Source organism: Bradyrhizobium sp. STM 3809 (assembly GCF_000239795.1).
In the GTDB taxonomy this organism is placed as follows: domain Bacteria; phylum Pseudomonadota; class Alphaproteobacteria; order Rhizobiales; family Xanthobacteraceae; genus Bradyrhizobium.
In genome coordinates this window covers 1-11,184 of sequence record NZ_CAFJ01000784.1, presented here as the reverse complement: position 1 = coordinate 11,184, position 11,184 = coordinate 1, and the positions used below count along the sequence as shown (strand labels likewise).

General features: G+C 68.5%; 11 protein-coding genes. 6 read left to right on the top strand and 5 right to left on the bottom strand.

Annotation, left to right across the window (positions count from 1 at the left end; all coding sequences use genetic code 11):
* Positions 1–86: 86 nt before the first annotated feature.
* From recO to BRAS3809_RS33210, 3 genes are read left to right on the top strand one after another with little or no spacing between them, the layout of a single operon-like run.
* Positions 87–833, top strand: coding sequence for a DNA repair protein RecO (gene recO, locus BRAS3809_RS33220; RefSeq protein WP_008966397.1), 747 nt, complete (start codon positions 87–89; stop codon positions 831–833).
* 18 nt (positions 834–851) lie between these two features.
* Positions 852–1,838, top strand: coding sequence for a glutathione S-transferase family protein (locus tag BRAS3809_RS33215; RefSeq protein WP_008966396.1), 987 nt, complete (start codon positions 852–854; stop codon positions 1,836–1,838).
* A gap of 9 nt (positions 1,839–1,847) precedes the next feature.
* A complete protein-coding gene (locus tag BRAS3809_RS33210; protein ID WP_008966395.1) occupies positions 1,848–2,258 on the top strand; it encodes an ACT domain-containing protein in 411 nt (136 codons plus the stop codon).
* A gap of 24 nt (positions 2,259–2,282) precedes the next feature.
* On the opposite strand, the gene BRAS3809_RS33205 is transcribed toward BRAS3809_RS33210, so the two are convergent.
* Positions 2,283–3,341 carry a LysR family transcriptional regulator gene (locus BRAS3809_RS33205; protein WP_008966394.1) on the bottom strand — a complete coding sequence of 353 codons (1,059 nt, stop codon included), beginning with the start codon at positions 3,339–3,341 and terminating at the stop codon, positions 2,283–2,285.
* A gap of 151 nt (positions 3,342–3,492) precedes the next feature.
* Here BRAS3809_RS33205 and BRAS3809_RS33200 point away from each other — a divergent pair, with 151 nt between their 5' ends.
* The 3 genes from BRAS3809_RS33200 (at position 3,493) to BRAS3809_RS33190 (ending at position 7,601) form a co-directional block, all read left to right on the top strand.
* Positions 3,493–5,154 (top strand): acetolactate synthase large subunit, encoded by a 1,662-nt coding sequence (locus tag BRAS3809_RS33200; RefSeq protein ID WP_008966393.1) that lies wholly within the window; start codon positions 3,493–3,495, stop codon positions 5,152–5,154.
* Position 5,155: 1 nt separating this feature from the next.
* Positions 5,156–6,757, top strand: a complete 1,602-nt coding sequence (locus BRAS3809_RS33195) for an FAD-binding protein (protein WP_008966392.1) — start codon at positions 5,156–5,158, stop codon at positions 6,755–6,757.
* A 220-nt stretch (positions 6,758–6,977) separates the two neighbouring features.
* Positions 6,978–7,601 (top strand): glutathione S-transferase family protein, encoded by a 624-nt coding sequence (locus tag BRAS3809_RS33190; RefSeq protein WP_008966391.1) that lies wholly within the window; start codon positions 6,978–6,980, stop codon positions 7,599–7,601.
* Between the two features lie 69 nt (positions 7,602–7,670).
* On the opposite strand, the gene BRAS3809_RS33185 is transcribed toward BRAS3809_RS33190, so the two are convergent.
* From BRAS3809_RS33185 to BRAS3809_RS33170, 4 genes are all read right to left on the bottom strand, one after another.
* Complete coding sequence (locus BRAS3809_RS33185) at positions 7,671–7,856, bottom strand: hypothetical protein (RefSeq protein ID WP_008966390.1); 186 nt, start codon at positions 7,854–7,856, stop codon at positions 7,671–7,673.
* Positions 7,857–8,078: 222 nt separating this feature from the next.
* Positions 8,079–8,867, bottom strand: coding sequence for an IclR family transcriptional regulator (locus tag BRAS3809_RS33180; RefSeq protein ID WP_008966389.1), 789 nt, complete (start codon positions 8,865–8,867; stop codon positions 8,079–8,081).
* A 28-nt stretch (positions 8,868–8,895) separates the two neighbouring features.
* Entirely contained in the window at positions 8,896–9,657 is a 762-nt protein-coding gene (locus BRAS3809_RS33175) for an SDR family NAD(P)-dependent oxidoreductase (RefSeq protein ID WP_008966388.1), read from the bottom strand.
* On the bottom strand, positions 9,654–11,184 hold a 1,531-nt coding region (locus tag BRAS3809_RS33170), incomplete at its 5' end, for an FAD-binding protein (RefSeq protein ID WP_035660254.1). The genes BRAS3809_RS33170 and BRAS3809_RS33175, both read right to left, overlap by 4 nt.

Below are 11,184 nucleotides of genomic sequence, written 5' to 3'. Positions count from 1 at the left end.
CGGTGGGCACGCTGCGCTTTGCCCACCCTACGGTTCGGTGGCTGCTGATCGGCTCCGAGCCCGCGATTGTGGAGACCGCTCGCTTCATGGAATGGACCGACGACGGCATCGTGCTCGGCATCCGGCGTCACGGCGAATCCTCCGCCGTGCTGGAGCTGCTGACGCGCGAGCATGGCCGTCATCTCGGTCTCGTGCGCGGCGCCAGCGGCAAGCGGATGCGGCCGGTCCTGCAGCCGGGCAACACGGTGCGCGCGATCTGGCGCGCCCGGCTCGACGAGCATCTCGGCATGTACGCGATCGATGGCCTGACCTTGCGCGCCGCCGAACTGATGTCCGCCCCGCACGGCGCCTATGGCGTGACCCATCTGGCGGCGCTGGCGCGGCTGCTGCCCGAGCGTGATCCGCACGAGGACATGTATCTGCGGCTCGAACAGGCGCTCGACGACTTCGCCGATGCCGGCGGCGCCGCCGTGCACATCGTCCGCTTCGAGCTTGCGATCCTGGCTGAGCTCGGTTTCGGCCTCGATCTGGAGTCCTGTGCGGCGACGGGCGAGACCACCGACCTGATCTACGTCTCGCCGAAATCCGGCGGCGCCGTCTCGCGCAGCGCCGGTGCGCCCTGGGCCGACCGGCTGCTGCCGCTGCCGCAATTCCTCCGCGAGAGCGAGGAGGAGCACGGCTGGTCCGACCAGGATCTCGCCGATGGCTTCCGCCTGACCGGCCTGTTCCTGCTGCGCCACGTGCTCGAGCCGCGCGGGCAGGGCCATTCCGACGCGCGCGAGGCGTTCATCAACGCGGTGGCGCGGGCAAGGGCGCGGCTGGCGCGGGCTTAAGCCGGAGGACAAACCAACATGGGATTGCTCGTCGACGGCCAGTGGCATGACGTCTGGTACGACACGGCGGCCTCCGGTGGCCGTTTCGTGCGCAAGGATTCGGCGTTCCGCAGCTTCGTCACCGCGGACGGGGCGCCGGGCCCGACCAGCAGCGGCGGCTTCAAGGCGGAGCCCGGCCGCTATCATCTCTATGTCAGCCTTGCCTGTCCCTGGGCGCACCGCACCCTGATCATGCGCGCGCTGAAACGACTCGAGGGAATGATCTCGGTGTCCGTCGTGCACTGGCTGATGCGCGAGCAGGGCTGGACGTTCGCCGACGGTCCCGGCGTCGTGGCCGATGACATCAATCACGCCGAGGTCCTGCACCAGGTCTATACCGCCGCCGATCCGCATTACTCCGGCCGCGTCACCGTGCCGGTGCTGTGGGACAAGGCGCAGCGGACCATCGTCAACAACGAATCCTCCGAAATCATCCGGATGCTCAACTCGGCCTTCGACGGCATCGGCGCCGCGCCCGGTGACTACTATCCGCAGGCGCTGCGCGGCGAGATCGACGCGATCAATGCCCGCGTCTACGACACGCTTAACAACGGCGTCTACAAATGCGGCTTCGCCACCACGCAAGCCGCCTACGAGGAGGCCATCGCGCCGCTGTTCGCCACGCTCGACTGGCTGGAGGAACGGCTGGCGACGCGCCGCTTCCTGCTCGGCGACACCATGACAGAGGCCGACATCCGGCTGTTCACGACGCTGATCCGGTTCGACGCCGTCTATGTCGGCCACTTCAAATGCAACATCCGCCGCATCGCCGATTATCCGCATCTTGCGGCCTATACGCGCGATCTCTATCAATGGCCCGGCATCACCGCAACGGTGAATCTCGAGCACATCAAGCGGCACTATTACGAGAGCCACCGCACCATCAATCCGACCGGCATCGTTCCGGTCGGGCCGCAGCAGGACTTCACCGCGCCGCATGATCGCGCGCGCCTGACCCGGTCGTGACGAGGTCCCATGACCGGCGAGCGTGACCTCGATACGCTGCTGCGCGCGATGTCGCCCGAGCTGCAGGACGGCGTCTTCGTGTTCTGCACGCTCGACCCCGGTGACAGGATGGCCGCGATGCTGTCGCCGCTGATGCGGTTCCGCGAGCGCGAGGGCGACACCCTCATTCTCCGGCGCGACGACGCCGAGCGGGCAGGGCTGGCCTATCGGTTCGCCTCGCGCCTGATCACGCTCTCGGTGCATTCCGCGCTCGACGCGGTCGGCTTCCTCGCTGCGGTCACGACGGCGCTGGCGGCCGCCGGGATCAGCGTGAACGCGGTCTCGGCCTTTCATCACGATCACCTGTTCGTACCGGACGCGCAGGCAGGGCAGGCGATGCGGGTGCTGCAGGAGATGTCGCGCAGCGCGGCCGGTCCTTGATGGCGCGGCACGCGGCGAGCCGCCTCAGGCTTTACCCCTGGTGTGATCACGCGACCTGACGCGTCGCGGCGCGGTCGGTTTCTTTCGTGCGTTCGGCCGGGATCGATGCGCGTTGCGCACGGCGCGGGGAGCCGGCGGCCGTCGCGGTCCCGTCAGTATTCGCGCGGCTTGTGCGCGCACCATGTCCATCAGCATCATCGCGGCCGGCGACAAGGTGCGGCCCTTCAGGCGCAAGATGCCGAACTGCGCCAGCAGCAGGTCCGACGCACGCGGCTCCCTCAGCTCGGCCACATTGAGCCGGACCAGCTGACCGGAGGCCAGCTCGTGGGTGACGACCGCATCTCCGGCGACGAGGACGACGTCCGAGCGGACGGCCATCTCCACCAGCAGGCCCGCATTCTCGGATTCGAGGGCGACATCGAAGCCGCGCCCCTTTGGCGCGGCGATCAGGTCGTCCAGCCGCCTGCTGAATTCCGGCGGCAGCGCGACGGAGGCGAAGTGCTGGCCGGCCAGATCGCGCGCCGACAGCTCCCGTCGACCCGCCAGCGGATGCGTCGGCCGGCAGTAGAAGTAGCCGGGAAGACTTCCGAGCGGCTCGAGGTCCAGGCTGTCGTCGGCCCTGATGTCGGTGATGTGCGCCAGGAAGAAATCCAGCTTGCCCTGCTGCAGCACGTCCATCAGGGCGCGCCAATTGTCCTGCACCACCTTGATGCGCACGGACGGATGCTCCGCATAGAGCCGCGCCATGGCATCCGGCAGCAACACCAGGCCGGTGAACGCGCCGACGCCCACCGTCACCTCGCCGACATCCCCCGAGCGCAACAGCCGCATCTCGCGGCCGAGATCGTCGGCGCCCGACAAGAGAGAGCGGGCGCGCGCCACCAGCCGCTCGCCGACCGCGGTGATCTCCACCGAGCGCGAGCTGCGGTCGAACAGCTGCATTCCCGCGGCGTCCTCCAGCGTCTGCAGGCTGCGGCTCAGCGCCGACTGGGTGACGTGGGCGCGCTTGGCGGCCCGGGCGAAATGCCGCTCTTCCGCCAGGTAGACCAGCTGCTGCAACTGACGCAACGTGGGCGTGTGCATTGATGATCCTAGCTCATTGATCAGAGCACAACAATTCATTGGATTTCTGAGACCGTCAATCCCAGAATAGCCGAAACAAATCAGGGGAAATGCCGAACAGGCGGGTCTTGTCGCGCCAGGCGTCGGTACCCCGCCACAAGAGGCTTTCTTCATGCCCAATGGCGCACAAGCGCTGGTCCGCACCCTGGTCGATTCCGGTGTGCGGGTCTGCTTCACCAATCCCGGCACCTCCGAGATGCACTTCGTCGCCGCGCTGGACTCCGCGCCCGAGATGCGCGCCGTGCTGTGCCTGTTCGAGGGCGTCGCGACCGGGGCCGCGGACGGCTACGCGCGCATGACCGGCTCGCCGGCCGCCACGCTGCTGCATCTCGGCTGCGGGCTCGGCAACGGTCTCGCCAACCTCCATAATGCCCGCAAGGGCAAGGTGCCCGTCGTCAACATCGTCGGCGACCATGCCACCCATCACGTCAAGTACGACGCCCAACTGCAGTCGGACATCGAGACGGTGGCGCGCAACGTCTCGCCGGGCTTCGTCTGGACGTCGCAGGTGACCTCCGAGCTCTGCCGCGATGCGGTCGCCGCCGTGAAGGCGGCATGCTCCTGGCCCGGCCAGGTGGCGACCCTGATCCTGCCGGCCGACGTGTCCTGGGGCGAGGGCGGCGTGCCCGAGCCCGCCCCGGTGATCGAGCCGCCGCCGCCGGCCGACGATGCCGCCGTGCAGGCGGTTGCAGAGGCCATCAAGGCCGGCGGCCGCAGCGCCATCCTGCTGGGCGGAACGGCGCTGCAGGAGGAGGCGCTGCTCGCGGCGGCGCGCATCGCCGCGCATTGCGGCGTCAAGGTCTTTGCCGAGACGTTTCCGACCCGGATGGAGCGCGGCGCGGGTCTGCCTGTTGTCGAGCGCATCGCCTATCTCGCCGAGATGGCGCAGCTCCAGCTGAAGGAGATCGACACGCTCATCCTGGTCGATGCCAAGGCGCCCGTGTCGTTCTTCGCCTATCCCGGCAAGAAGAGCTATCTTCCCCACGATGGCTGCAAGGTGCTGACGCTGTCGACGCCGGAGCAGGATGCCGCGGGGAGTCTCGCCAGGCTGGTCAAGGCGCTCGGCGCCGAACAGGCCGCGCCGGTGCTGTCGGTCCCGTCGCGGCCGGGACGGCCGCGCGGCAACAAGCTCACCGCCGAAAAGGTCTGCAAGGCCATCGGCCATCTGCTGCCCGACAACGCCATCATCATCGACGAGGCGATCAGCTCCGGCCTGATGCTGCCGAAGTTCACCGCCGGCGCGCCGCGGCACGATCTGATCACCCTGACCGGTGGCGCCATCGGGCAGGGGCTGCCGAACGCGATCGGCGCGGCGATTGCCTGTCCGGACCGGCCGGTCATCGCGCTGATCGGCGACGGCAGCTCGATGTACACCATCCAGTCGCTGTGGACGATCGCGCGCGAGCGGCTCAACGTGACCACCGTGATCTTCAACAACGCGTCCTACTCGGTGCTCAATGTCGAGCTGGAGCGGGTCGGCGCCGAGAAGATCGGGCCGAAGGCGCGGTCGCAGCTCGACCTGCATGGGCCGGTGCTGAAATTCGCGCAGATCGCCGACGGCATGGGCGTGCGCGCGACCCGCGTCACCACGCCGGACGAATTCACCTGCGCGCTGAAGGGCGCGCTGGAACGGCCGGGGCCGCATCTGATCGAGGTGATGGTGCCGCCGGCGCTCACCGGGCTGAAGCTGAAGCTGCTGCCGCATCTGCTCGGCTCGCTCGACCGCATGCCGATGCCGATGGCGCGGATGCTCAAGCGCAAGATCGCGCCGTGACATGAGCGGGATCCTGCAGGCGGATGTCGTCGTCGCCGGCGGAGGTCTCGCCGGCATCGTCACCGCGCTCGAGGCGCTGCGCACCGGCAAGTCGGCCGTGATCATCGACCGCGACACGCCGGAGCGCTTCGGCGGCTTGGCGCTGTGGGCGTTCGGCGGCATGGCGCTGGTCGGCACGCCGTTGCAGGCGCGGATGAGGATCCCGGATACGCCGGAGATCGCGCTGCGTGACTGGATCAGGTTCGGCGAGCTCGATGCAAGCGAGCACTGGCCGCTGCAATGGGCGCGCTGTTACGTCGAGCACTCGCGCAGCGAGGTCTACGATTGGCTGTCGTCGCATGGCGTGACCTTCATGCCTGCGGTGAACTGGGTCGAGCGCGGCCTCGTGGGCGACGGCAACGCGCTGCCGCGCTATCACATCGTCTGGGGCACCTCGCAGCGGCTGACGCGCGTGATGATCGACGCGATGCGCGCGGCCGACCGCGGCGGCAAGCTGACGGTGCTGCATCGGCATCGCGTCGTCGGCCTCGATCGGGCCGGCGGCGCCGTGTCGGGCGTGGTGGCCGTCAACGAGGAGAGCGGCGCCGAGATCCGCATCTCCGCGCCGCTGACGGTGCTGGCGATGGGCGGCATCAATGGCAGCCATGACGAAGCGCGCGCCAACTGGGTGAAGGGACGGCCGCTGCCGGCATCGATGCTCAACGGTGCGCATCCCTTCGCCGACGGCAGGCTGCATCATCATGCGGCCGAGACCGTCGGCGCCCAGATCACCCATGCCGGCGAGATGTGGAACTACGCCGCCGGATTTCCACATCCGTTCCCGCATTTCGACGGTCACGGCCTGTCGCTGGTGCCGTGCAAGTCGGCGCTGTGGCTCGACCATCGCGGCGAGCGCATCGGCCCGCAGCCGCTGGTCACCGGCTTCGATACCCATGACCTGTGCCAGCGCGTCGCGGCGCAGGAGAAGCCGTATACGTGGCACCTGTTGAACTGGCGCATCGCCGCCAAGGAGTTCGCGATCTCGGGCGCCGAGCACAATCAGCGCATCCGCGACCGGCAGATGCCGATGTTCCTGAAGGAGACGCTGCTCGGCAACCACCGCCTGGTCCGGCAGATGCAGCGCGAGAGCCGGCACTTTCTGGTCGATGAGACGCTCGCTGGTCTTGCGGCGAAGATGAATGCGCTGACCGGGACTGATGACGTGAAGCCAGCGGTGCTGCAGGCCACCGCCGACGCCTTCGACGCCAACTTCACGAACGGCGACAAGCTCCACAACGATGATCAGATCCGCCGCATCCTGCACGCGCGGCAATGGGGCCCCGACAAGCTCCGCACCTGCAAGCCGGCGCCGCTGCAGATGCGCGGAGCAGGGCCGTTCATCGCCATCCACATGCAGCTCATCACCCGCAAGAGCCTCGGCGGCCTGAAGACCGACCTGCAGAGCCGCGTGCTCGATGCGACGGGCAGCCCGATCAGCGGCCTCTACGCCGTCGGCGAAGCCGCCGGCTTCGGCGGCGGCGGCGCCTCAGGCAAGCGCTCGCTGGAGGGCACGTTCCTGCCGGGCTGCATCCTCACGGCCAAGGCCGCGGTGCGGGCGATGTGACGGGAGGCGCCGGGGAGGCACCTCGCGATGTTCCGCAGCACTGGTGCATCGCCCGTGAGCGGCAGGATCTCTCCGCTCGTCATTCCGGGCTCGCCCTGCGGGCGCCCCGGAATGACCTCGGCGAGAGGGCGTGCGTCATCATCACGAAGTTTTTCGCCGCCCCCTGTCGATTTGCCCCTCATGCGTTCGTCTTCAAGGCATCAGCCATGGAGACCCCGTCATGAAGATCTACTGGATCAAGGCCCAGGCCCCGCGCCGCGTGCTGGCGCTGGTTAAGCATCTCGGCGTTCCCGCCGAGTTCATCGACATCACCTGCGGGCTGAAGACGCCGGACTTCGCCGCGCTCAATCCCAACATGAAGGCGCCGGTGCTGGTGGACGGCGAGACCGTGCTGTGGGAGTCCACCGCGATCATGGCGCATCTCTGCGTCCGCGAGAGCTGCGACATGTGGCCGTCGCGCCATCCGCAGGAGCAGATCGAGGTGCTGCGCTGGCTGGCCTGGACCGACAGCCATTGGAACCCCGCCGTCGCGCCGTTCTACTTCGAGCACATCGTGCGCAAGAATTTCGGCCTCGGCGCGCCGAACCGGGCGGTGCTCGTCGACAAGGTCGCGCCGCTCAAGACCTTCGCCGCCGTGCTCGACACCCATCTGCGTGCGCACAGCCACATCGCCTGCGACCGGCTCACCATCGCCGACTTTGCCGCGGCCTCGATGGCCACCGACTGGCGCGAGGCGGAGATGCCGCTGGAGACGTTTCCCAGCATCGTGCGCTGGCTCGACGGCCTGATGCGGCTGCCGGCCTGGGCCGAGCCGTGGCCGGAGCAGCGCTCGGCGGCGGCGTGAATCCAGCCCTGCGACTGAAATCCGCGATCGTCGAGCACGGTCCGTGCGGCGCCGCTGTGAGTTCGATCGTCAGAAGAACGCGTCAACCGGGATCGCTGCGCCGCAGAGCGCGGCGATCAGCGTGACAAGCAATCCAATCCCGCAGAATATTGCGATTGTTTCCAGTTCCTGGCGCCACTTGGTTCTGTCGCTTTCAAGCGTCGCGGGCCGCGACGACAGCCGGACGAGGACATCGTGGTGACTTTTGTCGAACATCAGTATGCTCCAGCTTCCTGAGAACCGGAATGGGATGAGCCACGGAACACGTCTGAAATCAGTTTCGAGAGGCTGCCTCAGGCATCCGAAGATCTCGCTCTCGTACTGATTGGTCTCGATCGGCGGATACAAGTTCAAGCCGGCACTCTCATCGACCCCATGAGCGCGCACGCTATCCTGCATATGGAACGATGATCTGGCCGCTCGGTCGCGGTGCGAAACCTACGGCTGCACGGTGCCGTGGCCGAGCTGCTTGGAGATCTCGGCCGCGCAGGCGCGCAGCCGGTTGGCGAGCGGCGACTGCCAGCCGGCATCGAAGCTGCCGGCCGGCCCCATCGCGGTGATCACCAGCGCGACGTGGCCGGCGTGATCGAACACCGGCGCGGCGAAGGCATTGACGCCGGGCAGGGGATCGCCGACCGCGCGGGCGAGGCCCTGCGCCCGCACCTCGGCCAGCATCTCCGCCACCTTCGGACTCTTCGGCGCGCGCTTCGGATTGTAGCCGACGCCGAGATGGTCGAGGCCGGACTCCAGCGCCGCCTTCACCGTCTTCGGCGGCAGGAACGCCGCAAAGGCGCGGCCGGTCGCGGTCTCCAGCAGCGCCATGATCGAGCCGACGCGCATCACGATGTGCACCGCATGGCTCGGCTCCTCCAGCCGCACCACGGTGGGACCATTGGTGCCCCACACCGCGAGCGACACGGCGTGGTCGATCGCGCTGGCGAGCGCCGCGATCTTCGGCGTCGCGATCCGCACCGCCGACAGCCGCCGCAGGCTGATCAGGCCGAGCTCGAGCGCGAGCGGGCCGATCTCGTAGCGGCCGGTGGCCTCGTCCTGCTCGATCAGGCCGATGCGCGAGAAGCTGACGAGATAGGGATGCGCCTTGGCCGGCGGCAGCCCGGCCTCGCGCGCGAGGTCGCGCAGCATCATCGGCTCGCCGCTGCGCGCCAGCGCCTGCAGCAGCGCGCCGCCGACCTCGATCGACTGGATGCCGCGGCTCTCTCTGCCCATGCTGTGGTGCTCCCGGTCCGGCCGCTGCCTACACCGCGAGGAAGCCGCCGTCGACCGGCAAGGTCACGCCGTTGACGTAGGAGGCCATGTCGGAGACCAGGAACGCCACGGGCCCCGCCAGCTCTTCCGGCTGGCCGACGCGGCCGAGCGGCGTGCGGCTCATGAAGCCGGCCAGCCGCTGCGGATCGTTGCGCGTCGACTCCGTCATCGCCGTCGCGATCACGCCGGGCGCGATGGCGTTGACGCGGATGCCGTCGGCGGCGAGCTCGCGCGCCAGCGCCTGGGTCAGCGACTTCACGCCGCCCTTGGACGGCGAATAGCCGAGCGTGTTGCTGATGCCGATGAACGAGGCGACCGAGGCGATGTTGACGATCGTGCCGCGGGTCTCGCGCAGCGCGGCGAGAAACCCATAGGTGACATTGAACACGCCGTTGAGATTGACGTCGAGCACGCGCTGCCAGTTCTCCTCGGCGCGTGGTGAGTCGATATTCTCACGGATGATGATGCCGGCGTTGTTGACGAGGATCGCGATCGCGCCGATCTCGGCGCGCAGCTGCGCCGCCAGCGCCTTGCAGCCGGCGGCGTCGGTGACATCCAGCCGATACGCCCAGGCCTTGCGGCCGTGATTGCGGATCTCGGCCACGCAACGCTCGGCGCCCTCCAGGTCGATGTCGGTAATGACGACGTCGGCCCCGCGCTCGGCAAGCCCCAGCGCAATCGCGCGGCCATTGCCATGCGCCGCGCCGGTGACCAGCGCGAGCTTTCCGGCCAGCATGTGGTGGTCGCTCATGCGGCGCTCCGCTGTTTTGCGCGTTCGGCGAGATGCCGTCCGGCAATGTAGCCGAAGGTCAGCGCCGGTCCCAGCGTGATGCCGGCGCCGGGATAGTTGCCGCCCATGATGCTCGCCATGTCGTTGCCGGCGGCATACAGCCCCTCGATCGGCTGGCCCTGCGCATCGAGCGCGCGGGCGTTCTCATCGGTGCGGATGCCGGCATAGGTGCCGAGATCACCGATCACCATCTTGATGGCATAGAACGGCCCATCCTTGATCGGCGCGACGCACGGGTTCGGCCCATGCAGCGCATCGCCCTGGTAGCGGTTGTAGGCGCGCGAGCCCTTGCCGAACGTGGGATCCTGCCCCAGCGCGGCATCGGCGTTGAACGCCGCGACGGTCGCTTCCAGCGACATCGCATCGATGCCGGTCACGCGTGCGAGTTCGGCCAGCGTCGCGCCGCGCTTGAGATAGCCTGACCTCAGATGATGCCCGAGCGGCATCGGGAACGGCGGCACGCAGCCGAGGCCGTAGCGGCGCAAGCTGCGGTGGTCGGTGATCAGGAACGCCGCGATCTCACGGCCGGGCTTGGCCGCCTTGACCATCGCCTGCACGAAGTCGTGGTAGGAATTGCCCTCGTTGGCGAAGCGCACGCCGTCGGCGGTCACCGCGATCACGCCCGGCTTGGCGCGGTCGATGAAGTGCGGCATCACGCCCTTGCTGCCGTCCTTGCGCGTCGTGACGGACACCGGCACCCACGCCGCCGCATGCGGCAGGCCGTCCTCGACGCGGCCGCCGACCGCCTCGGCCAGCCGCAGCCCATCGCCGGTGTTGCCGACGGGACCCGGCGAGAAATGCTCCTGGCCGCTCGGTGCATGCGGAAACATGGCCTTGCGACGTTCGACGTCATGCGGAAAGCCGCCGCAGGCGAGCACCACGCCGAGCCGTGCATTGACCCTGACGCGCTTGCCCTGCCGCGTCACGACCGCACCGCGCACGGCGTCGCCGTCGCGGATCAGCTCGGCCACCGGCGACGACAGCCATAGGGGAATGCCGAGGTCGAACGCCGACTTCGCGAGCCGCCCGGCCAGCGCATTGCCGTTCGTCAGCGTCATGCCGCGGCCATGGCGCAGCACGTCCATCGCGTGCTTCGACAGCCGCTTGGCGACGTAGAACGCCGAAGTCAGCGACTTCGTCGCGCGCATGAAATGGATGATCTCCTTGCCGGAGCCGAGCATCATGCCGAACACGGTGAGCTCGGGCAGGGGCTGGCCGAGATCCTTGATGTGATCGCCCAGTTCGCGACCGTCGAACGGCCGCGTCACCATCGAGCGGCCGCCCTGCGTGCCGCCCGGCGCCTCCGCGTGATAGTCCGGGAAGGTCAGCGGCATGTCGAATTTCAGCGCCGTCTTGCTGGTGAAGAAGTCGACCGCCTCCGGTCCCTTGGTCAGGAACGCATCGACGCGCGCCGCGTCATACGCGTTGCCGGCCTCGTGGCGCAGATAGGTGCGCGCCAGCTCCGGCGGCTCGTCGATGCCCCAGGCC

Coding starts and splice junctions, on each gene's coding strand:
- recO (WP_008966397.1), top strand. CDS start 87: ATGGAATGGACCGACGACGGCATCGTGCTCGGCATCCGGCGTCACGGC.
- BRAS3809_RS33215 (WP_008966396.1), top strand. CDS start 852: ATGGGATTGCTCGTCGACGGCCAGTGGCATGACGTCTGGTACGACACG.
- BRAS3809_RS33210 (WP_008966395.1), top strand. CDS start 1,848: ATGACCGGCGAGCGTGACCTCGATACGCTGCTGCGCGCGATGTCGCCC.
- BRAS3809_RS33205 (WP_008966394.1), bottom strand. CDS start 3,341: ATGCACACGCCCACGTTGCGTCAGTTGCAGCAGCTGGTCTACCTGGCG.
- BRAS3809_RS33200 (WP_008966393.1), top strand. CDS start 3,493: ATGCCCAATGGCGCACAAGCGCTGGTCCGCACCCTGGTCGATTCCGGT.
- BRAS3809_RS33195 (WP_008966392.1), top strand. CDS start 5,156: ATGAGCGGGATCCTGCAGGCGGATGTCGTCGTCGCCGGCGGAGGTCTC.
- BRAS3809_RS33190 (WP_008966391.1), top strand. CDS start 6,978: ATGAAGATCTACTGGATCAAGGCCCAGGCCCCGCGCCGCGTGCTGGCG.
- BRAS3809_RS33185 (WP_008966390.1), bottom strand. CDS start 7,856: ATGTTCGACAAAAGTCACCACGATGTCCTCGTCCGGCTGTCGTCGCGG.
- BRAS3809_RS33180 (WP_008966389.1), bottom strand. CDS start 8,867: ATGGGCAGAGAGAGCCGCGGCATCCAGTCGATCGAGGTCGGCGGCGCG.
- BRAS3809_RS33175 (WP_008966388.1), bottom strand. CDS start 9,657: ATGAGCGACCACCACATGCTGGCCGGAAAGCTCGCGCTGGTCACCGGC.